The sequence below is a fragment of the Massilia sp. Root335 genome, assembly GCF_001425685.1.
In the GTDB taxonomy this organism is placed as follows: Bacteria; Pseudomonadota; Gammaproteobacteria; order Burkholderiales; family Burkholderiaceae_D; genus Telluria; species Telluria luteola.
This window is the reverse complement of record NZ_LMCY01000012.1, coordinates 338-22,861: the sequence shown is the minus strand read 5'-3', so window position 1 is coordinate 22,861 and position 22,524 is coordinate 338. Positions and strand designations below refer to the sequence as shown.

The following is a 22,524-nucleotide window of genomic DNA, read 5'->3' as shown; positions in this document are numbered from 1 at the left end:
CGGGGCAGCATCGTCGCATCCCGGTCAGCTGGGCACGGTGGTGTCCGGCTTTGCTGCCGGCAATGCCGGCGCGGTCGGCGGCGCCGTCCCCAGCAGTTCGTGCACGGCGTCGGCGACGCGCTGCGGGGCGACGCCGGCAAGACACGCGTGGTGGTCGTGCGGACAGGTGCTCTTGAAGCAGAAGCGGCAGGGGACGTCGTGGAACAGGACGCGGTTGCGCACGTGCCACGGCGTGTGCTGCGGATTGGTCAGCGCGTACAGGTCGACCACCGGCGTGCCCACGGCGGCGGCCATGTGGGCCGGCCCGGTGTTGTTGGTCACGGCGACGGCGGCCAGGCGCAGCGCGGCGCCCAGTTCGCCCAGCGACAGCCGTCCCGCGAGCGAGACGGCCGGCACGGCGGCGGCGAACTGGATGCCGTCGACCAGTTCCGCTTCCGCTGCGCTCCCCGTGAGCACGAGGGGCAGTCGCGGATCGTGCGCCAGCAGGCGCAGCACCTGCGCCCAGTGCGCGGCCGGATAGCGGCGCGAGGCGGCGCCGGCGCCCGGGTGCAGCAGGATCCACGGCCGGTCCGGATCGACGCCGGCCGCCGACAGGCGCATCCGCGCCGCGGCGGCGTCGGCCGGCGCGGGCACGAACGACAACCCGGGTTCCGCGCTGCGGCACCCGACCCGCTGCACGAGGGCCAGCTGGCGCTGGACTTCGTGCCGCACGAGGGGCGTCGGCTCGGGATCGGGAATCCAGTCGGTCAGCAGGCCGTAGGGATTCTCGCGGCAATGGGCCAGCCGCAGCGGGATGCCGGCCAGCTGGCACAGCAGTGCCGCCGGCAGCGCGCTCTGCGTGTAGGTCGTGAAGATGACGGCGGCGTCGAAGGCGCGCGCGGCGAGGGCGCCGACCAGCGCCAGGCCGGCCATGTGCGATTGCGGATCGGCGTGCCGGGTGTCGGCGTGCGCCCACGGGGCGATCCAGGCGACGGCGTCGTCCAGTTCCGGCACGTACGGCTGCGCGGCCGCGCCGGATGGGGAACCCAGCAGGGTCAGCGTGCGTCCCGGCACGGCGCGGTGCAGCGCGCGCATGGCCGGGGTGCACATCAGCACGTCGCCGAGCGAGTCGAGACGCACGCAGAGGATGCGCCGGGCCCGTTGCCAGGGCGCCGTCATGCTGCGTCCCCGTGGCTGGCGATCAGCACGGCGGCCGTGTAGAGGTCGGGCGCCATGCGCGTCGGTACGCGGCGCGGGCCCAGCCGCCATTCCATTTCGTTGCCGTTGTCGATGAGGATGGTGCGGCAGCCGGCCCGGTTGCCGGCCTCGACGTCGTGCAGGATGTCGCCCACCATCCACGACGCGCGCAGGTCGATGCCGTGCTCGTGCGCCGCCTTCAACAGCAGGCCCGGCAGCGGCTTGCGGCAGTGGCATTCGGCGGCCCACGGCGCGACCGTCCCTTCCGGGTGATGCGGGCAATAATAAAAGCCGTCGAGCGCCAGCTCCTCGTCCAGCAGCAGTTCGCGCAGGCGGGCCCGGACCCCGTCCATCGCGGCCGCGGCCAAGCGCCCGAACGCGATGCCGGGCTGGTTGGTGACGACGAACAGGCGGTAGCCGAGCCGCGCCATCAGGCGCAGTGCCGGGCCGGCGCCGCGGCACAGGACGATGTGCGCGGGCTCGACGTTGTGCGGCAGGTCGTCCACCAGCGTGCCATCCTTGTCGAGGAATACGGCTTTCATGGCCGGGGCGCCTCCCCGGCGCGCGCGGCGGCGCGGCTCCCTCGTGCAATTCCGTTCTCGTTCGGCATGCTTCGCTCGCAGTCTGGCAATGTGTCAGGTTCGACCGCGAGGGAAATGGCTGGGTTCCGGAACTCGTCCGGCGCTTGAATCTGGATCAAGAACGGAGGAGGGGAAGCGCCGGCCCGCGCGACGGGCCGGCGCAACAGGGACTCAGGGCTTGCTCTTGAAGCCCGTGTCGTCGTCCATGTTCTCGTCGCCGTGCAGCTTGTTGGCGAAGCCGGGGCTGCGCGGATAGCCGCCGGCGGCGTCGTTCGACTTGTGCACCGGCGGGCCGCCCGCCGACGCGGTGGACCCCGTCTGCGAGCCCTGGCGGTCGGTGCTGTCCGCACCCGTGTTGCCCGGCGAGCGCGGCAGGCCGCCGGCCACGTCGTTCGATTCGTGCACGCCGCCGTAGTCGGAATTCTGGTTGACCGGCGAGCGCGAACCGGTTACCTCCAGCTGCGTGTTGCCGCGCTGGGCCTCATGGCCGCCGGCGCTGCCGGGCCCCGGCATGCCGCCGCCCTGGGTCGAGGACGATGCGCCGGACTGGCGGTTGCCCGCCGGGCCGCCCGGCGGCTGCGCCGGGAGCTCGCTGCGCGGGCCGTGCATGCCGCCGCCCTGCGTGGCCCGTTGCTGGTTCAGATTCACGCCCGAGTCTTTGGGTCGGTGTCCGACGGCCTGTTCCAGCAGGCCATAGGCGCCGGACTTCTGTTCCATCTGGCGCTGGTGGCTGTCGGTGACGCCCTGCACGGCGCCGGAGCCGCCGTTGATCTGGTTTTCCATCGAGCCGCCCGGGATGCCGGCATCCTCGCCGTATTCGCGGCCGCCGGCGCCGCCCTGCTGGCTGCCCATGACGTCGCGCTGCTGGTTGCCCTGCTGCATGCCGGCGCCGTGCGCGTAGGTGTGGTCGAGCGGCTGGCCGCGGTCGGCGCTGGCGCCCTCGGACCCGGGCGTCCATTTTTCGTTGGCGCCGTTGTTCGTCTGGTTGTTCGCTTCGCTGCGTTGGTTCGCGTCCATGGTCGTCTCCTTTCGATCTGGAACCAGGATGATGCGCGTCCGGGGGCGACATCAGTATAGGAAGACGCAGCGGGTATATGTAGGACGATTACCGACGAGTTATTTACAACCGGAAGTAGAGTTTCGATGGTGCATTTTCTGTCTCACATTGTCCTACAAAGTCATCTGAATTGCTCCTATAGTCTCATCCAATCGGCATGCCTAAGATGTTTTCCGACCGAGCGCTCATCCGATGGCATCGGCAGGCCTGCCGCAGGACGCGGCGGTTTCAACTGCAACGAGGAGAGAACACCATGGCATCCAGCAATCAGGGCAACAAACAGAGTGGCGGTACGAAGAACCGCGGTTTCGCATCGATGGATCCGGAGCGTCAGCGCCAGATCGCCAGCGAGGGCGGCAAGGCCGCCCACCAGAAAGGCACCGCGCACGAGTTCACCTCGGAAGAGGCACGCCGCGCCGGCAGCATGAGCCACGGCAACCGCCAGTCGGCGTCCGGCTCGTCGCGCAGCTCGTCCAAGGGCAACAAGCAGTAATCCCGTGCGGGCGGGACGGCGGCGGTGCCGTCCCCTCTGCCCACGAATCCACACGGGGAGCGCAGGCTTCCCGTTTTGCATTTCTTTAACACAATTCCGAAATTGGATGCGGTAGAATCGCCGGGCTTTCGATCACTTAGTTTTCAATCACCTGCCCATAGGAATTCGTCGTGAAATCAGCGGTCATCCGTCAAGTCAAGAGCATGTCCATGTCGTGCGACCGGGTCGGCAATCTGCTGCTGACCAAGTTCTCCGCACACGGGGCGAGCGACGTCGCCATCTTCGTGCCGGCGTCGATCGTGTTCTGGCTCATCAAGCATCTGCCGGTCAACCAGGATCCGGCCCTGCAGCCGCCGCCGGCCGGGCCGCAGATCACGCAGTGGGACTGGGACCATCCGAACATCCCGCGCGCGTTCACCGTGCAGTGCAAGGTCTTGCCGGGCAAGATCAGCATGACCTACAACCTCGACCGCAAACCCGACCTCACCGTCGTCCTCGACCGCAGCAACGTCGAGCTGATGCGCCAGATCATGCTGGCATACAGCAAGGACCTGATCGACCTCGACGCGTAAGCGCCGACACCTGCCCGGCCAGCCCATGGCCGGCGGGCGTGGGCTCGGCTATCATGCCTTCTTTGAACGCTTTTCGAGGAACCAGTCCCATGCCCATCAAGATCAGCCAGCTGTTCGATTCCGGTGCGATCGACGTCGTCCAGGCCACCGACCCGCGCCAGATCGACCTCGAGCTGCGCAAGGATTCCGCAGCCGACATCCACCAGTGGTTCCACTTCCGCCTGCAGGGCGCGCGCGGCAAGGCGTGCACGATCCGCTTCCTGAACGCGGGGCAGGCGACCTATCCCAAGGGCTTCGAGGGCTACCAGGTGGCGGCCAGCTACGACACCGAGAACTGGTTCCGCGTTCCCACCTCGTTCGACGGCCAGGTCATGACCGTCAACCACACGCCCGAGCTGGACAGCATTTATTACGCCTATTTCGAGCCCTACACCTGGGAGCGCCACCTGCGCCTGCTCGGCGAAGTGGCCGAGAACCCGATCGCGCGCGTGCACGACATCGGCACGACCGTCGACGGCCGCGACATGAACCTCGTCGTGATCGGCAACCCGCAGGCCGAGAAGAAGATCTGGGTGATCGCGCGCCAGCATCCGGGCGAGACGATGGCCGAGTGGTTCGTCGAAGGCATGATGGATGCGCTGCTCGACAATTCCGATCCGGTCTCGCGCAAGCTGCTGCAGCGCGCCGTGTTCTACATCGTGCCGAACATGAACCCGGACGGATCGTTCCGCGGCAACCTGCGCACGAACGCCGCCGGCGCCAACCTGAACCGCGAGTGGATGACGCCGTCGGCCGAACGCAGCCCGGAAGTGCTGTGCGTGAAGAACAAGATCCACGAGACGGGCGTCGACATGTTCTTCGACATCCACGGCGACGAGGCGCTGCCGTACAACTTCGTGGCCGGCAGCGAGATGCTGACCGATTTCACGCCCGAGCGCCTAGCCGCCCAGAACGCATTCATCGAACGCTACATGGCGGCCAGCCCCGACTTCCAGAACGTCTACGGCTATGCCGCGAGCAAGTACAACGAGGAATTGCTGACCCTGGCCTCGAAGTACATCGGCCACACGTTCAAATGCCTGTCGCTGACGCTGGAAATGCCGTTCAAGGACAACGCCAACCTGCCCGACCCGTACGTCGGCTGGAACGGCGCCCGCAGCAGCGCGCTCGGCGCGGCCATGCTGCAGCCGATCCTGCAATCGCTGGACGACTGAACGGAGCACCCATGGGCGTCGAGATCGAACGCAAGTTCTTGCTGGCCAACGAGGGCTGGCGCGGGCAGGGCATCCCGACGCGCATGCGCCAGGGCTATCTGGTGGCGGATGCCGTGCGCACCGTGCGCGTGCGCATCGAGGGCGAGCGCGCCGTCATCACCATCAAGGGCAAGAGCACGGGGGCAAGCCGCGGCGAGTGGGAGTACGAAATTCCCATCGCGGACGCGATCGAGCTGCTGGACGGCCTGTGCGAGCAGCCGCAGGTGGAAAAGATCCGCCACCGCATCGACTATGCCGGCCACACGTGGGAAGTCGACGAATTCCTCGGCCTGAATGCCGGGCTCGTCGTGGCGGAGATCGAACTCGACGCGGAAGACGAGGCGTTCCAGAAGCCGGACTGGATCGGGCCGGAAGTCACGGGCGAGAAGCGCTACTACAACGCCAGCCTGATCCGCGCTCCCTATTCGCAGTGGCCGGACAAGCCGTGATGCGCCGCCGCCGCGCCGACGGCCCCGTCTTTTGAGGGGTGCGCGGCGCCGCGGCTTGGGTTAGCATGCGATACCCAACCACGAGGCGGCCGACCATGTCCGAACACGTTCCCGAACTGATTCCCGAAGGCCTCGTCGCCGATCCCGACGCGCGCGCCGGCGTCGACCTGGCCACGCGCGGCCACCAGATCTTTCCCACCTTGAGCGCGGACGACATCGCCCGCCTGCGCCGCTTCGGCACCTGCCGCAGCTGGCCGGACGGGGCCACCGTGTTCCGCGCCTGCGTGGATTCGCCCGGCATGGTCGTCGTGCTGGCGGGGCGCTTGTCGTGCAGCCGGACCGATGCGCTCGGCAAGCGCGTCGAGGTGGTCGAATACGGCCCCGGCCAGTTCGCCGGCGAAGTGGCGACATTGTCCGGCCGGCCGCCGCTGGCCGACGGCGTCGCCGTGGGCGAGCTGGAGACCCTCGTGCTCGACGCGGAATGCCTGCGCGCCGTGATCGTGGCCGAGGCCGAACTGGGCGAGCGCCTCATGCGCGCCTTCATCCTCCGTCGCGTGCAATTGATCACCAATAAGCCGGGCGGGCCCATCCTGATCGGACCGGCCGCGCATGCGGGCCTGTTCGAGCTGGAGAATTTCCTGTCGCGGAATGCCTACCCGTACACGCGGCGCGATCCCGAGACCGATCCGGAAGCGGCCGAGCTCGTGCGCGAGCACTGGAAACAGCCGTCCGACTGGCCGCTCGTGGCGCTGCCGGACGGCTTCGTGCTGAAGAACCCGACCCTGGCCGAAGTGGGCCGCTGCCTCGGCACCTTGCCGCGCATCGAGCGCGGGGCCGTGTTCGACGTGCTCGTCGTCGGCGCCGGCCCGTCCGGCCTGGCGACGGCCGTGTATGCCGCATCGGAAGGCCTGCGCGTGATGGTGCTGGACCAGCGCGCGTATGGCGGCCAGGCAGGCGCGAGCGCGCGCATCGAGAATTTTCTCGGCTTCCCGACGGGGATCTCCGGCCGCGCGCTGGCCGGCCGTTCGTACGTGCAGGCGCTGAAATTCGGCGCCGAGATCGCGATCCCCGCACGCGCCACGCGCCTGCTGTGCCACGAGCGCCCGCTCAAGGTCGAACTGGACGACGGCACCTGCCTGCAGGCGCGCGCCGTCGTGCTGGCGGCGGGCGCGCGCTACCGCAAGCCCGACCTGCCCGACATCGCCGATTACGAAGGCCGCGGCGTGTACTACTGGGCCTCGCCCGTGGAAGCCCGGCTGTGCCGCAACGAACCCGTCGTGCTCGTGGGCGGCGGCAATTCGGCGGGGCAGGCGGCCGTGTTCCTCGCGGCGCACGCGTCGGAAGTGCACTTGCTGGTGCGCGGACCGGGGCTGGAAGCGACGATGTCCAGCTACCTGATCGAACGCATCGCCGCGACCCCGAACATCCACCTGCACGCGCGGCGCGAAATCGTCGGGCTGGTCGGCGACGAGAACGGCCTGGCGGGCGTGCGCTGCCGCGGCCGCGACGGCGGCGACACGCGCGAGTTCGCGGTGCGGCGGATGTTCCTGTTCATCGGGGCCGATCCGAACAGCGACTGGCTGCACGAATGCGGCGTCGAACTGGACGACAAGGGCTTCGTGCTGACCGGCGCCGACACGCGTCCGGAACGCGGCGCCCGCACGCTCGAGACGAGCGTCGACGGCATCTTTGCGGTGGGCGACCTGCGGGCCGGGTCGACCAAGCGTGTGGCGGCCGCGGCGGGCGAGGGCGCCGCGGCGGTGGCGCAGATCCACGGCTACCTGGCGTCGCTCGCCGGGCGCTGACGGGCGGCGCAGGCGGAAGGGGACACCGTTCGGTTGAACCTTCTAGATGACTGCAGGCATAATCCTCGGCACGCGGCCGTACTGTGTGCGCCGCAGCCCGAGGAGCGCAATGGTATTTCCCGTCCTGTCACAAACCAGCGTGCGCGCATACTGCGCCGTCGCGATCCTGCTGTGTCCGTTCGCGGCCCGCGCCGACCAGCCGCTGGCCCAACGCTTGCGCGCGGCCGGCGCCATGGCCCGCTTCGTGCCGGACCAGGCGTCGAGCCGGCTGCGCGACATGGAGTGGGAAATGGCCACCGCGCCCGCGCAGTTGCGGACGGACTTCCTGTATTTTTACAGCACGGCCGAGCGCGGCACCGGCGACCTGACGCACGCGCTCGCACTGGCGGACCAGCTGATCAATTACGGCAAGCGCAACAATGACAACCTGGCGTTGGCCAAAGGCCTGATCGGGCGCGCCAACACGCTCTACTTGCGCGAAGACCTGGCCGCGTCCCACGCCACGGCGTTCGAGGCGGAACGCGTCGCCTCGGCCACCGGCGACATCCCGACGAAGGTGCTGGCGACCATCGCGGCCGGACAGTCGTTCCAGGAGGAGGGCAATTATCCGGCTGCGCTGGCGAAACTGCACGCCGCCGTCGGCATGGCGCGCCAGATCGGCACCGACAGCGCGCCGTTGGCCAGTGCGCTGCACGCGCTGGTGCAGCTGTACCTGAATTTGAGGGAGCTCGACAAAGGCTGGGAGGTGCAGCAGGAATCGCTGGCCGTGGCCAGGAAGATGGCGTCGCCGGGATACGTCGCGACGGCGCTGGGCGACGAGTACGCGCTGGCCGTCGAGCAGAACGCCTTCGAGCGGGCGCGCCACGCCCTGTTCGAGGAACTCGGCCTGGAACGCAGCATGGGCGCACGCCAGATGGGCGCCACGACGCTCGTCAACCTGTCGGATTGCTACCTGAAGGAGGGCCGGTTCCGTGAGGCCGAGGCCTATGCCGCGCAGGCGCTGGACGCTGCCGTCGACGTCAGGAGCAACAACGACGTCGCCACCGCCCGCGTCAACCTGGGCCAGGCGCTGCTCGGACAGGGGCGGCTGGCCGAGGGCAAGCGGCAGTTCGAGGCGGGCCTGGCCACCTACGAAAAACAGGGCGACAAGCCGGAACTCCTGGCCGTGCTGCGCGAGTATGGACGCGCGCTCGAACACGCCGGCGACTACAAGGGCGCCGTCGACGCCTACGATCGCGAGCGCGGCCTGTCGGGCGAGATCTTTGCCGGGGAACGCCAGAAGGCGGTGATGGAGCTGCAGCAGAAATACGACGCCGAGAAAAAGCAGCGCCGGATCGACGCCCTGCGCCAGGAAAACCGGGCCGCCAGGGCGGAGCTGGACAATCGTCGCTGGCAGCAGCGTGTCTGGTGGCTGCTGGCCGTGACGTACGCGCTGGCCTCGGTGGTGGTCGGACTGCTCTACCGGAAAGTACGGCGCGCCAACAGCGAGCTGGAAGAAAAAAACCTGCTGTTGAAGCGGCAGGGCGCGCTCGATCCGCTCACGCTGCTGTACAACCGCCGCCACTTCCAGGAATTCATGTCCCGCGCGGGCAATGAGCGGCGCACGGCCTTTGATGCGACCGCGGGGGCGCTGTTCCTGCTGGACGTGGACCATTTCAAGGACGTCAACGACACGCTGGGTCATGCGGCCGGCGATGCCGTACTGAAGACGGTCGCGCACGACCTGCGCGCGGCATTGCGCGACACCGACATGATCGTGCGCTGGGGCGGCGAGGAATTCCTCGCGTTCGTGCCGGCGGTCGCGCACGACGAACTGGACGAGGTGGCGCTGCGCATCCTGCACGGCATCTCCGCGCAGGCCGTCGAATACCGCAACGGCAGCATCCCGGTCAGCGTGTCGGTGGGCTACGCGCCGTTTCCGCTGGCGCTCGGCGGCACCGCGCTGACGTGGGAACGGGTCGTCAACCTCGCGGACATGGCCATGTTGCTGGCCAAGTCGCATGGCCGCAACCGCGCTTACGGCGTGCGCGGCTTCCCCGGCGCCGTTCACGCGTCGCTGGATGCGATCGAGCGCGACCTGGAGCAGGCGTGGCGCGCGGGCTGGGTCGACTTGTCGGTGGTGCGGGGCGGGGCCGCGACGGCGGTCCGCGCGCGCGGCTGAGCGCCGTGCGCGGGTCACTCCCCGGGCAGGTCGCGTTCGAGCGCCGCGACCTGCGCCAGCCAGCGCGCGACGACGGCCAGCTCGTCCGGCGTGAACCCGGCCGTCAGGCGCGCGTTCAGCGCCTGCAGCACGGCATGGGCCTGGCGGCTGGCGTCCTGGCCTTGCGCGGTCAGGCGCACGCACGTGACGCGGCCGTCGGCGGCGTCGTCCACCCGCGCGATCAGGCCGGCCGCCTGCATCCGCTTCGACAGATTCGTGACGGCGGCCGGCGCCACCTGCAGGCCTTTGGCGATGGCGCCGACCGTGGCGGGTTCCTGGCGCGACGCGAGGAAGAACAGCAGCCCGACCTGCGCCGAGCTGATGCCGTCCCACGCCTCGGGACGCGTCTCGATCCAGCGCTGCAGCACCTTTTGCGCGCGGTTCAGCAGGAAGGCGAAGCGCGGCGGGCTGTTCGCCGCCGTCATCGGGCGTCCTCGTTCACCGCGCAGTGCGCCAGCAGCCACTCGCCCACCTGCGGCCAGATGCGGTCCGCGCACTGCTTGCGGAAGAACCCCATGTGGCCGATGGCGGGCAGGCCGGCGTCGCGCGGCGCGATCGGGCGCCGCTCCAGGCGCGCATTGACGAGCGGCTTCACGAGGATGTCGATGGCGCGCGCATTGGCCCACGGATCGTCGTCGAAGCCGAGCACGAGCAGCGGCAGCCGCACCCGCGCCATGCGCCGGCGCGCATCCATCGCCGGGTCGTCGAGGAAGTAGCCGGGCAGCGTAGTCCAGCGGCTCCATTGCAGCATCACCGTGCGCGGCAGGTCTTCGCCGAGGCCGATGCGGCGTCCCGGCATATAACCCAGCACGGTGCACAGGACGGGTGCGAGCACGCGCATCACGGTCCACACGCGCATCCGTTCAAAGGCGCCGCGGATCGTGCGCGTGACGCCGGCGTGCGAGGCCACCAGCACGGCGGCGGACAGCAGGTCGCTGGCCGACGACAGCGCGATCGCATGGCCGCCGACGCTGTGTCCGACGGCCAGCAGCGGCAGGCCCGGGAAGCGCGCGGCGGCCCAGCGGGTCACGGCCGCGTTGTCGTCCTCGATCCATTCGGCCATCGTCACGGCGCACTGCCGCAGATCGGCCGGGCGCGAGCGGCCGGTGCCGCGGTAGTCGTAGGTCAGCACGTGGAAGCCCAGGCCATGCAGGTAGCGCGCGAACGCTTCGTAATAGCGCTGCGTGACGGCGGTGGCGGGATGCAGCAGGACGGCGGCACGGGCGCCGTCGGCGTGCCAAAGGGTCGCACCGATCGCGTCGGTGCCGGAAACGGGAATGGTGACGGGTTCCATGGCGGCGATTTAGTTAACGTGTTAACTAATTTAGCGGCGGGCGTGGCCGGCGTCAATGGGTCGAATTAGAGGAATCAGCCGAAAAAGAAAAATGCCCGGCACGCGGCCGGGCATCCATAACCGACAATTCGGGGTCAGAGCCCGGTTTTGGGCACGATCTTTTTGGAAAGCGAAGTGTGCTCTGACCCCAAGGAGACGCTGTGCGTCAGTGGAAGTGTTCGTTCCCCGCCGGCGTGTCTTCCGGCATCTCGGCATGCACGAGCTCGCCGCTCGGGTCGGCGAACAGCGGGGCGCCGCAGTCGTCGCAGTACTCGGCGACATAGCGTTCGCCGATGCGCTTGACGTGGGTGATGCCGACGTCGTTCAGGTGCTTGACGATCTCGTCCAGCGGCGCCAGCGGGCGGTCGCCGCCGCCGGCCGGGCCTTCCATCGGCGTGCCTTCCTCGTCTTCCTGGCCGTACAGGGGCCAGACGATGCCGTACACGACGTCCGACGACTGGCGCAAGGTGAAGCCGACGCGGTATTCGTCGACCTGGCTGTCATTGACTTCGTCGCCGAAGCCGGCGATGACGGCGCGCAGGTCGTTCGGTTCCACGCCCAGCGTGTTCGTCAGGTAGTGGACGGCGGCGCGGATCGACACCGGGCGGATCAGTTTATCCGCCTCGCGGCAGGCCACGTAATACGCTTCCGGCAGCAGCAGTTCGACGCCGCAGCCCGGCAGCAGGCGGGCGATGTTCGGGCCGGCCTGGGCGCGCCATTGCTCGAGGGCGTTGTCGCGCTCCGCTTCGAAATTGATGTGGTGCTGCGGTTCCTGCCAGCGGAACAGCGGGGCGCCTTGCGGGGCGATGACGGCCACGAGCAGGTAGCGTGTGTCGGCCAGGAATTGCGACGTGTCCGGGCCGGGCGCGGCCGGCTTCACCGTCGAGCCCTTGTGGGCGGCGGCGGCGAGCTTGTGCGTCAGGGCATAGGTCTCGGCGTGGGTGCGCGGCAGCTGGTCGATCGAGTACAGCGTCGGCGCGATGGCCACCTTGGTGTTGTCGGCCAGCAGGTGGGCACCGAAGTGCGCCGTCAGCGTGCTCAGGATGTCGCCGGGGATCGTCCCGGACGCGATCGAGAAGCGGGTCCAGGCCAGTATCGGGGCGGCCACGAGCAAGGCCTGCCACGTGGTCTCGGCACCGTCGTTGGCCTGCTCCGTCATCGTCGAGGACTCGCTGACCGCCTCGACGCCGTCCATCAGCACGTCGTAGACCGCGAGGTCGCCCTTGAACAGGACGTTGAGGGCGGCGTCGACGGTGTCCTGGTGGTTCGTCTTGAGCAGCTTCTGCAGCTGGGCGTCGAGGTTGCGTTCCCAGGCCCGTTCTTCAACGCGGCTGGCGGCCTGCACGATGGCGTTGCTGAGGCTGATGAGACGCTGGCTTTCTGCCGAAAGTTTGGGTGAGTCTTTGGAAGGGCGACGCATACGCTTGGGGAGTCTCTTCGGTAAGGGTGGGTCGTATTCTTTGGATCGAGATCCGAGGGTCATGATAAACCCTTATCCCCGGTATTGTAGTTGATTCGGCCACACCCCAGTAACACTGCGGCAATATCGGCGCCGTCGTGTCCGCGCGTCGCCCAGGCGTCGATTGTTCACCAGCGCTTGTCAAAAGCAATAATCGGAACGATAATGCGAATCGTTCTCATTCATATTCATGTCAGCGACGGCGCAGCCAGACGCCCTCCAGGACCTGCCCCCACATCATGACGATCAAGAAAAATAACACCCCGACTTCCTTCATCACGAGCCGCAAGCATGCGCGCACGCTGCCGGGCACCGCGTTGGCCGTGCTGGCATCGCTGGCGCTGCCGGCGGTCGCCCATGCCGGTCCCGACGTCGCGCCCGATCCGACGATCCCGAGCGTCCAGGTGACGGGCGCCAACCAGCAGCAGGCGTCGGCCAACGACAAGTTCACGGCGCCGCTGCTCGACACGCCGAAATCCGTCACGGTCGTGCCGGCCGACGTCATCGCGCAGACGGGCGCCACGTCGCTGACGGACGCGCTGCGCACCGTGCCCGGCATCACCATCGGCGCGGCGGAGGGCGGCAACCCGGTCGGCGACAATCTGTTCATCCGCGGCTACAACGCGCAGACGGACACGTACATCGACGGCATCCGCGATTCCGGTTCGCAGTCGCGCGAGATCTTCGACGTGGAGCAGGTCGAAGTCGTGAAGGGCCCGAACTCGGCCTACGGCGGCCGTTCCTCGGCCGGCGGCGGCGTCAACCTCGTCACCAAGACGGCGCAGGCCTATGACTTCAACCACGCCGGCATCGGCATCGGCAGCGACAAATACCGCCGCCTCACGGGCGACATCAACCGCAACATCGGCAGCGACAGCGCCTTCCGCCTGAACGTGATGGCGCACGAAGCCGACGTGCCGGGCCGCGCCGTCGTCGGCGGCAAGCGCTGGGGCATCGCGCCGACCGTGACGTTCGGCCTGACCGGCCCCACGCGCGCCATCGTCAGCGTCTACCACATGACGTCGCACGAGATCCCGGACACCGGCATCCCGTTCAACAACCCGGTCACGACCGGCGCCAACGTCGCGAAGAACGGCAACGGCGAACCGTTCAACGTCGACCGCGCGACGTTCTACGGCCTCGCCAACCGCGACTTCCGCGACACCAGGAGCGACATCGCCACCATCGACCTGCGCCACCAACTGGCGAACGGCATCACCCTGCGCAACGTCACGCGCTACGGCAAGTCGAACAACGACTACGTCTGGACCCAGCCCGACGACTCGAAGGGCAACACGGTCCTGTATGGCACCGTCTGGCGCCGCGCCAACACGCGCGTGACGGAAACCCGCACCGCGACGAACGTGACGAGCCTGTCGGGCGACCTGGTCACGGCCGGCGTCAAGCACACGTACAACGCTGGCATCGAATTCGACCGCGAGACGACGGACCGCGCCGCCTACGTCTTCACGCCGGGCACGAACAATCCGCTGACGGGCACGTTCACCTGCCCGACGTCGGGCGCGGAAACGCTGTACAACTGCACGACCCTGGCCGATCCGAATCCGTACGATCCGTGGGCCTATACCCGCGCCGTCTCGGGCGCGCTGACGCACGTGAACACGAAGACGAAGTCGGCGTACGCGTTCGACACCATCGAATTCAACAAGCAGTGGCAGGTCAACGTGGGCGGCCGCTACGACGACTTCCAGAGCGTGTTGAACACGCTGCCGACGGCGACGACGGCGGCCGTGCAGGCGGACGTCGACAGCAATTTCTGGAGCTGGCAGACGGGCCTCGTGTACAAGCCGGCGGCCAACGGCAGCATCTACCTGGCGTATGCGACGTCGGCGACCCCGCCGGGCAACGACGGCGGCGACGGCCTCGATGCGCTGACGGTGGCCGTGCAGAACCTGCAGCCCCAGCGCAGCAAGAACATCGAGCTGGGGACGAAGTGGGATGTGATGCCGGGCGGGCGCCTGTCGCTGACGGCGGCCGTGTTCAAGAGCACGATGAACAATGCCCGCGTGACGGCGCCGGACGGCACGGTGCAGAACGTCGGCCGCAAGGAAGTCAGGGGCGTCGAGCTGGGCTTCTCGGGCAAGATCACCTCGCAGTGGAGCGTGTTCGGCGGCTACACGTACCTGGACGCGCAAATCGCGGACAATGGCTACCTGAACGCCGGCACGACGGCGAAGCCGGTGTACGTGGCGTCGCCCTACAACGGCAACCGCTTCCCGGCGACGCCGAAGCACTCGGCCTCGCTGTGGACGACGTACGCCGTCGCGAAGGACCTCACGTTCGGCCTGGGCCTGAACTCGATGTCGATGATTTACGCGAACGTGAACAACAACAAGTGGGCGCCCGGCTATACCCGCTTCGACGCGATGGCCAGCTATGCGCTGAACCAGGACGTCAGCCTGCAGCTGAACGTGCAGAACCTGACGGACAAGCTGTACTTCGACAAGGTCTCGTCGCCGCACTATGCCGGCGTGGCGCCGGGGCGGTCGGCGACGCTGTCGGCCAACGTCAGGTTCTGATCCGGGCGCCGCGAACCGCCAGCGAACCGCAAGCCCTCCGCGCTACCCGGCGTCGAGGGCTTGTTTCATGAGGAGTGAACGATGATGCTGCATATCCCCGGCGTGCTGAGCCCGGACCAGGTGAAGTCCATGCGCGCGCGCCTGGCCGCCACCGACTGGATCGACGGCCGCGCCAGCGTCGGCAGCCAGGGCGCGCAGGTCAAGCGCAACCGCCAGCTGGCGGAAGGGTCGCCGCTGGCCGTGGAACTGGGGCAGATCGTGAGCGGCGCGCTGACGGCGCACCCGCTGTTCTTTTCGAGCGTGCTGCCGCTGCGCATCCTGCCGCCGTTCTTCAACAGCTATGCGGGCGGCGAGCATTACGGCCCGCACGTCGACGGCGCCATCCGCGCGCAGCGCAGCGGGGCGGCGGTGCGCGCGGACGTGTCGTGCACCGTGTTCCTGAGCGATCCCGATGAATACGACGGCGGCGAGCTGACCGTGATCGATACGTACGGCACGCATGACGTGAAGCTGCCGGTGGGCGACGCGATCGTCTACCCGTCGTCGAGCGTGCACGAGGTGCAGCCGGTCACGCGCGGCGAGCGCGTGGCGTCGTTCCTGTGGGTGCAGAGCATGGTGCGCGACGACGGCAAACGGGCGATGCTGTTCGACCTCGACACCAATATCCAGGCCTTGCGCGCGCAGCATGGGGACGGGCCGGAGCTGGTGGCGCTCACGGGGCATTACCACAACCTGTTGCGGATGTGGGCGGAGACGTAGTCGGTATGCATTCGTGGGCTCGGGGAGCCCACCCTACGAAAACCCGTGGCCGTAGGGTGGGCACCCCGTGCCCGCCATGAACGACCGGTCAACGAAAAAAAGGGCCGGAACCCGTACAGGTTCCGGCCCTTTTGCCTTGCCTTCCGCAGATTACGCCGCCAGCAGCTGGCGCAGCACGAACGGCAGGATGCCGCCATGCTTGTAGTAATCCACTTCGATCGGCGTATCGATGCGCAGCAGGACCGACGTTTCCTTCGTCGAACCGTCGGCGCGGTGGATGACGAGGGTCGCCTGCATCTGCGGACGGATCTCGCCTTCCAGGCCCTTCAGGTCATACGTCTCGGTGCCGGTGATGCCCAGCGAATCGACGCTGTCGTCGCCCAGGAACTGCAGCGGCAGCACGCCCATGCCGACCAGGTTCGAACGGTGGATGCGCTCGAACGAACGGGCGATCACGGCCTTCACGCCCAGCAGCTGGGTGCCTTTCGCGGCCCAGTCGCGCGAGGAGCCGGTGCCGTATTCTTCGCCCGCGAAGATCATCGTCGGGGTGCCTTCCGCGATGTACTTCATGGCCGCGTCGTAGATCGACAGCTGTTCGCCGCTCGGCTGGTGCAGCGTGATGCCGCCTTCGACCGCGGAACCGTCGGCCTTCGGCGGGATCATCCTGTTCTTGATGCGGACGTTCGCGAACGTACCGCGCATCATGATCTCGTGGTTGCCGCGGCGCGAGCCGTACGAGTTGAAGTCGGCCTTGATGACGCCGTGGTCCTTCAGCCATTTACCGGCCGGACCGTCTTCCTTGATCGAACCGGCCGGCGAGATGTGGTCGGTGGTGATCGAGTCGCCGAACACGCCCAGCGCGCGCGCGCCCTGGACGCCGGCGGCGGCGGCCTTCGGGGTCATCTCGAAGTCGCCGAAGAACGGCGGCTCGGCGATGTAGGTCGACTCCGGCCAGTCGTAGACCTGGCCCGACACCGACGACACGGCTTCCCACAGCGCGCCCGGGTTGCCCTTGACGTCCGCGTAGTTGGCCTTGAAGACGTCCGAGTTCATCGCGAGCTTCATCAGGTCGTGGATTTCCTGCGAGGTCGGCCAGATGTCGCCAAGGTAGACGTCGACGCCGTCCGAACCCTTGCCGACCGGTTCCGTCATCAGGTCGCGCGTGACGTTGCCGGCGATCGCGTAGGCGACGACCAGCGGCGGCGAGGCCAGGAAGTTGGAGCGGATGTTCGGGTGGATGCGCGCCTCGAAGTTGCGGTTGCCCGACAGGACGGCGGCGGCGATGATGTCGTTCGACGTGATCGCGGCGTTCAGTTCCGGGGTCAGGTCGCCGGCGTTGCCGATGCAGGTCGTGCAGCCGTAGGCGGTCACGCCGAAGCCCAGTTGCGTCAGGTACGGCAGCAGGCCGGCCGCTTCCAGGTAGTTGGTGACGACGCGCGATCCCGGCGCCAGCGACGACTTGATGTGCGGTGCGACGCTCAAGCCCTTCTCGACGGCCTTCTTGGCCAGCAGGCCCGCGGCCAGCATCACGCTCGGGTTCGACGTGTTGGTGCACGACGTGATCGCGGCGATCAGCACGTCGCCGTTCTTCACGCGCACGCCGTTGGTCGTTTCGTAGACCTTCGACAGGTCTTCCGGCGATTTGTTGAAGCCGTTTTCGCTGGTCGGCTTGGAGAACAGGTCGGCGAAGTTGGCCTTCACGTTGCCCAGTTCGATGCGGTCCTGCGGACGCTTCGGACCGGCCAGCGACGGGGTGACGGTCGCCAGGTCGAGCGACACGACGCGGGTGTAGTCGATCTCGCCGGCGTGCGGGATGCCGAACAGTTGCTGGGCCTTGAAGTAGTTTTCGAAGGCGGCCAGTTCTTCTTCGGTGCGGCCGGTGCCGCGGAAGTAGTCGACGGTCTTGTCGTCGACCGGGAAGAAGCCCATCGTCGCGCCGTATTCCGGTGCCATGTTGCCGATGGTGGCGCGGTCGGTGGTCGACAGCGAGGCGGTGCCTTCGCCGAAGAATTCCACGAACTTGCCGACGACCTTCTCCTTGCGCAGCATCTCGGTGATGGTCAGCACCAGGTCGGTCGCGGTGCAGCCTTCGCGCAGCGTGCCGGTCAGGTTGACGCCGATGACGTCCGGGGTCAGGAAGTAGACCGGCTGGCCCAGCATGCCGGCTTCCGCCTCGATGCCGCCCACGCCCCAGCCGACGACGCCGACACCGTTGATCATGGTGGTGTGCGAGTCGGTGCCGACCAGGGTGTCCGGGTAGTACACGCCGTCGTTCTTCATCACGCCGCGGGCCAGGTACTCGAGGTTCACCTGGTGCACGATGCCGAAGCCCGGCGGCACGACGCCGAACGTGTCGAATGCCTGCATGCCCCACTTCATGAACTGGTAGCGCTCGTTATTGCGCTGGAACTCGATCTTCATGTTCAGGTCGAGCGCGTCCGGGGTGCGGAAGTGGTCGATGGTGACCGAGTGGTCGACGACCAGGTCCACCGGCACCAGCGGCTCGATCTTCTTCGGATCGGCGCCGGTCTTGGCGGCGACGTTGCGCATCGCGGCCAGGTCGGCCAGCAGCGGCACGCCGGTGAAGTCCTGCAGGACGACGCGGGCGACGACGAACGGGATCTCTTCGGTGCGGGCAGCGGTCGGGCTCCAGTTCGCCAGCTGGCGGACGTGCTCTTCGGTGACCTTCTTGCCGTCGCAGTTGCGCAGCACGGATTCGAGGACGATGCGGATCGACACCGGCAGGCGCGACAGGTTCACGCCCAGGGATTCGGCGAGGGCCGGGAGGGAATGGAACTGGCCGGTCTGGCCCGCCGCGATGGGGAATTCCTTCAGCGTGTTCAGCGTGTTGTGAGACATAAAAGCTCCCTTCAGTAGAGGATTTTGTTGTTGCTGCGACAAACCCGGTTCGCTACGCCGTCGCCCCCGCGGAGGCGGGGACGACGTCCGATTGCATTCCGCGCCCAGGCATCAGCTTTTCTTTTCGGCCGGCGCCGCGGCCACCACCGGCTTGGCCTGCTCGGCATCCTTGCATTCGTTGGCCAGCTGGCGGTTCTGCTTCGAGTCGAGCAGGATGCCTTTCGACGGGATGCCGATCCAGACCAGCCCGACGTTCGTGTTTTCGTAGCGCTGCGCGCCCGTGGTCGTGCCCACCTTGTCCATGCGGCGCAGGTGGTTTTGCCAGCGCAGGGCGATGTGGCTGTCGTCCATCGGGTTGCGGTAGATGGCGACCTTGTTGTTCAGTTCGCACGAGTACTCGGCCATCGTCGTGTCCGTGACGTCCGGTTCCGGCTCGTTGTCGGCGACCGCCGGCTTCGGGGCTTCTTTTTTCGCCTTCTTGTGCTTGGAAGACCTGGCTTTTTCCTTCAGGACCTTGGTGGCCTTCGGATGCGTGTCGTGGGTGGTGGCGGATGCCGGCGCGCAAACACCGGCGGCCGCGAGCGCAAAGGCACAGGCGGCGGCGATTTGTTTCAGAGTGATGGACATCAGATGGATTCCGGTTGATTGACGAGTGCCGCGGCGGCATCCGGCAGCGCAAGGCCGGCCAGCTTCGCGCGCTGCAACACCGTCCAATAATATCGGTAGCTGGCGCGGTCGTGCAAGCGGCCGGCGTGGGCAATCGGGCCCCAGTCCTTCGCCATCGCCGCGGCCAGGATCGTGGTCGCTTCGTTCACTTCCGCCAGGCGCGGCGTGAACGCCTTGACGATCGGCTTGATCTGGTCGGGGTGGATGCTCCACATGCGGGTGAATCCGAACTCGGCGGCGGCGCGCTGGGCATCGTTGGCGACCACCGCGCTGTCCTTGATCTCGGTCGTCACATTATGCGAAGGGACTTTGTCATGCGCATGACATGCAGCAACCATCTCCAGCTTCGCCCGCACGACGAGTGGGTGGGTAAATTGACCTGGTGTACGCATCGCGGCGGCCGGCACCGCGCCGTAGTGCGCCGAGACGAAGTCCATGATGCCGAACGACAGCGATTCGACCTGGGGGAGGGCGGCGATGGCGTACGCGTCGTGCAGGGCGCCGTGCGTCTCGATCAGCACGTGCAGCGGCAGGGCGGCGCGCCCGGCTTTCGCGGCCGCGCGGTTGACGGATTCCTGCGCGCGCAGGACGTCGTCGAGGCCGTTCGGCTTGGGCAGCATGACGTACGCGAGCTTTTGCGCGGCGGCGCCCACGATGATCTCGACGTCCTGCTCGAAGTGGCTGCTCGTGACGTCGTGCAGGCGCGCGCCGATGCGGTTGAACCGGTTGTCGTCGCCGCTCACGAGCGCAGCCACCAGTTCGGCGTGGGCGCGCTCGGCGCCGGCGCTGGCGCCGTCCTCGCAGTCGAAGGTGATGTCGAAAATCGGCCCAAGCTCTTGTTGCAGCGCCATCGACTTGCGCATCAGCTTCTCGCTGCCGGCGTAGTGGTCGCAGGCGGGGAGCAGCGGCGGCTGGCGTTGGCCCTGGAATAAAACCTCGGAAGGATGCATGTCGAGTCCTGGGTATGCATTACGTGGGCTCGGGGAGCCCACCCTACGAACCGTCCAGCGTCGTAGGGTGGGCACCCCGTGCCCACCAAGCGTGTGTGTTACGCCGGCATAGGGCGGGCAAAAGTGCCCGCCCTATGATTTACAGCAGGTGAGCGACGCCTGCGCGCTCTTCGTTCAGTTCTTTCAGCGTCAGGTTGATGCGCTCTTGCGAGAACGGATCGATTTCCAGGCCTTGCACGATCTTGTATTCGCCGTTTTCGGTGGTCACCGGGAAGCCGAAGACGATGCCTTCCGGGATGCCGTACGAACCGTCCGACGGGACGCCCATCGTGGTCCACTTGCCATTGGTGCCCAGCACCCAGTCACGCACGTGGTCGATGGCGGCGCCGCGCTTGCCGACGGTCGGCAGGAACGTGTTGGCGTTCCATTCCTGGTCGTTGATCAGGTCCTTGACCGATTTGCCGTTGACCGTGGCGAAACGGTAGTCGGCGTACATGGTCGGCGAGTGGTTGCCCCAGACGATCATCTTCTCGATGTCGCCGACGGCCGTGCCGGTCTTGGCAGCGACTTGCGACAGGGCGCGGTTGTGGTCCAGGCGCAGCATGGCGGTGAAGTTCTTGGCCGGCAGGTTCGGGGCCGATTTCATCGCGATGTGGGCGTTGGTGTTGGCCGGGTTGCCGACCACCAGGACTTTCACGTCACGCGACGCGACGGCGTCCAGCGCCTTGCCCTGCACCGTGAAGATCTGGGCGTTGGCTTCCAGCAGGTCTTTACGCTCCATGCCCGGGCCGCGCGGACGGGCGCCGACCAGCAGGGCGACGTCCGCGTCCTTGAACGCGGTCATCGGATCGCTGTGGGCGGTCATGCCGGCCAGCAGCGGGAATGCGCAGTCTTCCAGTTCCATCATGACGCCCTTGAGCGCCTTCTGTGCTTTTTCGTTGTCGATTTCGAGCAGCTGCAGAATGACAGGCTGGTCCTTGCCCAGCATGTCGCCGTTGGCGATGCGGAACAGCAGGGAATAGCCGATCTGGCCGGCCGCGCCGGTTACGGCAACGCGCTTAGGGGTTTTAGCCATGATGAATCTCCAAAGTGGGAAAGAAAACGGGGCGACGCAGAAGGATACGCCTGTTTGGGAAAACCGCAATGATACCAAAAGCGCCATCCAGAAGCGGGCGTGCGGCGCATTGCTGGCAGGCGGGCGCCCACGCTCGATCGACCGCGAGTGTAGTCCTGCGCCATTCCATCTGTCAATTCATATCATATGTCTTATATAAGACACATAATCCGAGGGTTTCTTCACTGGACGGACCAGGGGATTTATGAAAAAATCGCAGTCTATGAACCAAGCCTCGTCCAATCCGAACAGCAATGGCGCCACGACTACGGGCGCCGGCAGCGCTGTCGGCGGCGCGGCGCCGTCCCCCACATTTTCTCCACTGTACCAGCAGATCAAGGCGCTCATCACCCAGAGCCTGCAGTCCGGCGAATGGAAACCGGGCGAACTGATCCCCAGTGAAGTCGAGCTGGCCGGCCGCTACAAGGTCAGCCAGGGCACGGTGCGCAAGGCCATCGACGAGCTTGCCGCCGAGCACCTCGTCGTGCGCCGCCAGGGCAAGGGCACGTTCGTCGCGACCCACAACGAGGCGCGCGCCCACTTCCGTTTCCTCAAGCTGATGCCCGACGAAGGCGTCCCCCAGCATTTCGAGCACGAATACCTCGAGGTCAAGCGCATCCGTGCGCCGGCCGAGGTGGCGCGCCTGCTCGACCTGAAATCGGGCGATGCCGTGGTCTACATCAAGCGCCTGATGAGCGACAGCGGCGCGCCCACGATCCTCGAGGAATTGTGGCTGCCCGGGGTTTTGTTCAAGGGACTGACGGGCGAGCGCCTGGCGGAATACAAGGGGCCGATGTACGGCCTGTTCGAATCCGAATTCGGCACGCGCATGATCCGCGCGACGGAAAAGATCCGGGCCGTCGCGGCCGATGCACCGACGGCGCTGGCGCTGAAAGTGGCGGAAGGAACGCCGTTGCTGTGCGCGGACCGGGTGTCGTTCACGTATGGGGACAAGGCGGTGGAACTGCGGCGCGGTTTGTATCTGACCGCCAAGCATCATTACCAAAACGAATTGTCCTGAATAGTTTTTGCGCTGGCTCTATGCTGGTGCAGTAATCGCTGGCAGCGATTACAATGTTTTGATTTTGGGAAAGCGTCGAAGAGGCCCGATCGGCGCGTTTCAGCCTGGATCTGGCAGCGAAAAAGCCGGAATCCGTGCAGGTCGCAAAATCGGCGTAGTCCGGGTTCCAATATAAATAAGTCAGTTTTAAGGGAGGTGTTCCAATGTCCGAAGCCGTGAAAAACGCGCAAAAAAGAG

At 67.1% G+C, this 22,524-nt stretch carries 19 protein-coding genes; 9 read left to right on the top strand and 10 right to left on the bottom strand.

Annotation, left to right across the window (positions count from 1 at the left end; genetic code table 11):
* Positions 1–24: 24 nt before the first annotated feature.
* The 3 genes from ASC93_RS09095 to ASC93_RS09085 all read right to left on the bottom strand — a co-directional run bounded on the left by ASC93_RS09095 (position 25) and on the right by ASC93_RS09085 (position 2,774).
* Positions 25–1,158, bottom strand: a complete 1,134-nt coding sequence (locus ASC93_RS09095) for a glycosyltransferase family 9 protein (RefSeq protein WP_056440309.1) — start codon at positions 1,156–1,158, stop codon at positions 25–27.
* A complete protein-coding gene (locus ASC93_RS09090) occupies positions 1,155–1,718 on the bottom strand; it encodes an HAD-IIIA family hydrolase (RefSeq protein WP_056440306.1) in 564 nt (187 codons plus the stop codon). The genes ASC93_RS09095 and ASC93_RS09090 overlap by 4 nt, the downstream gene beginning before the upstream one ends.
* A gap of 210 nt (positions 1,719–1,928) precedes the next feature.
* Positions 1,929–2,774, bottom strand: a complete 846-nt coding sequence (locus ASC93_RS09085) for a hypothetical protein (protein ID WP_056440304.1) — start codon at positions 2,772–2,774, stop codon at positions 1,929–1,931.
* 293 nt (positions 2,775–3,067) lie between these two features.
* Between ASC93_RS09085 and ASC93_RS09080 the strand changes: the two genes are divergently transcribed.
* The 6 genes from ASC93_RS09080 (at position 3,068) to ASC93_RS09055 (ending at position 9,547) form a co-directional block, all read left to right on the top strand.
* Positions 3,068–3,307: a KGG domain-containing protein gene (locus tag ASC93_RS09080; RefSeq protein WP_056440301.1), complete on the top strand. Its 240-nt coding sequence runs from the start codon at positions 3,068–3,070 to the stop codon at positions 3,305–3,307.
* A 170-nt stretch (positions 3,308–3,477) separates the two neighbouring features.
* Positions 3,478–3,879, top strand: coding sequence for a hypothetical protein (locus tag ASC93_RS09075; RefSeq protein ID WP_229412657.1), 402 nt, complete (start codon positions 3,478–3,480; stop codon positions 3,877–3,879).
* Between the two features lie 89 nt (positions 3,880–3,968).
* Entirely contained in the window at positions 3,969–5,093 is a 1,125-nt protein-coding gene (locus tag ASC93_RS09070) for a M14-type cytosolic carboxypeptidase (RefSeq protein ID WP_056440299.1), read from the top strand.
* Positions 5,094–5,104: 11 nt separating this feature from the next.
* On the top strand, positions 5,105–5,581 hold the full coding sequence (locus ASC93_RS09065; protein ID WP_056440297.1) for a CYTH domain-containing protein: 477 nt from the start codon (positions 5,105–5,107) through the stop codon (positions 5,579–5,581).
* A 95-nt stretch (positions 5,582–5,676) separates the two neighbouring features.
* Positions 5,677–7,386, top strand: a complete 1,710-nt coding sequence (locus ASC93_RS09060; protein WP_056440295.1) for an FAD-dependent oxidoreductase — start codon at positions 5,677–5,679, stop codon at positions 7,384–7,386.
* A gap of 109 nt (positions 7,387–7,495) precedes the next feature.
* Positions 7,496–9,547, top strand: coding sequence for a diguanylate cyclase (locus ASC93_RS09055; protein ID WP_056440293.1), 2,052 nt, complete (start codon positions 7,496–7,498; stop codon positions 9,545–9,547).
* A 14-nt stretch (positions 9,548–9,561) separates the two neighbouring features.
* On the opposite strand, the gene ASC93_RS09050 is transcribed toward ASC93_RS09055, so the two are convergent.
* The 3 genes from ASC93_RS09050 to ASC93_RS09040 all read right to left on the bottom strand — a co-directional run bounded on the left by ASC93_RS09050 (position 9,562) and on the right by ASC93_RS09040 (position 12,339).
* Positions 9,562–10,011: a MarR family winged helix-turn-helix transcriptional regulator gene (locus ASC93_RS09050; RefSeq protein WP_056440291.1), complete on the bottom strand. Its 450-nt coding sequence runs from the start codon at positions 10,009–10,011 to the stop codon at positions 9,562–9,564.
* Positions 10,008–10,880: an alpha/beta fold hydrolase gene (locus tag ASC93_RS09045; RefSeq protein ID WP_056440289.1), complete on the bottom strand. Its 873-nt coding sequence runs from the start codon at positions 10,878–10,880 to the stop codon at positions 10,008–10,010. The genes ASC93_RS09050 and ASC93_RS09045 overlap by 4 nt, the downstream gene beginning before the upstream one ends.
* 205 nt (positions 10,881–11,085) lie before the next feature.
* Positions 11,086–12,339, bottom strand: a complete 1,254-nt coding sequence (locus ASC93_RS09040; RefSeq protein ID WP_056440288.1) for a DUF2863 family protein — start codon at positions 12,337–12,339, stop codon at positions 11,086–11,088.
* Between the two features lie 278 nt (positions 12,340–12,617).
* Between ASC93_RS09040 and ASC93_RS09035 the strand changes: the two genes are divergently transcribed.
* Positions 12,618–14,918, top strand: a complete 2,301-nt coding sequence (locus ASC93_RS09035) for a TonB-dependent siderophore receptor (protein WP_056440286.1) — start codon at positions 12,618–12,620, stop codon at positions 14,916–14,918.
* A gap of 81 nt (positions 14,919–14,999) precedes the next feature.
* Positions 15,000–15,677, top strand: a complete 678-nt coding sequence (locus ASC93_RS09030; protein WP_056440282.1) for a Fe2+-dependent dioxygenase — start codon at positions 15,000–15,002, stop codon at positions 15,675–15,677.
* 150 nt (positions 15,678–15,827) lie between these two features.
* On the opposite strand, the gene acnA is transcribed toward ASC93_RS09030, so the two are convergent.
* The 4 genes from acnA to ASC93_RS09010 form a co-directional block, all read right to left on the bottom strand.
* Positions 15,828–18,536 carry an aconitate hydratase AcnA gene (gene acnA, locus ASC93_RS09025; RefSeq protein WP_056440279.1) on the bottom strand — a complete coding sequence of 903 codons (2,709 nt, stop codon included), beginning with the start codon at positions 18,534–18,536 and terminating at the stop codon, positions 15,828–15,830.
* Between the two features lie 111 nt (positions 18,537–18,647).
* Positions 18,648–19,163 (bottom strand): hypothetical protein, encoded by a 516-nt coding sequence (locus ASC93_RS09020; RefSeq protein ID WP_056440277.1) that lies wholly within the window; start codon positions 19,161–19,163, stop codon positions 18,648–18,650.
* Positions 19,163–20,152 carry a CoA ester lyase gene (locus tag ASC93_RS09015; RefSeq protein ID WP_056440275.1) on the bottom strand — a complete coding sequence of 330 codons (990 nt, stop codon included), beginning with the start codon at positions 20,150–20,152 and terminating at the stop codon, positions 19,163–19,165. The genes ASC93_RS09020 and ASC93_RS09015 overlap by 1 nt, the downstream gene beginning before the upstream one ends.
* A 139-nt stretch (positions 20,153–20,291) precedes the next feature.
* A complete protein-coding gene (locus tag ASC93_RS09010) occupies positions 20,292–21,227 on the bottom strand; it encodes a malate dehydrogenase (RefSeq protein ID WP_056440273.1) in 936 nt (311 codons plus the stop codon).
* Positions 21,228–21,489: 262 nt separating this feature from the next.
* Between ASC93_RS09010 and ASC93_RS09005 the strand changes: the two genes are divergently transcribed.
* A complete protein-coding gene (locus ASC93_RS09005; protein WP_056440271.1) occupies positions 21,490–22,287 on the top strand; it encodes a GntR family transcriptional regulator in 798 nt (265 codons plus the stop codon).
* The last annotated feature ends 237 nt before the right edge of the window (positions 22,288–22,524 follow it).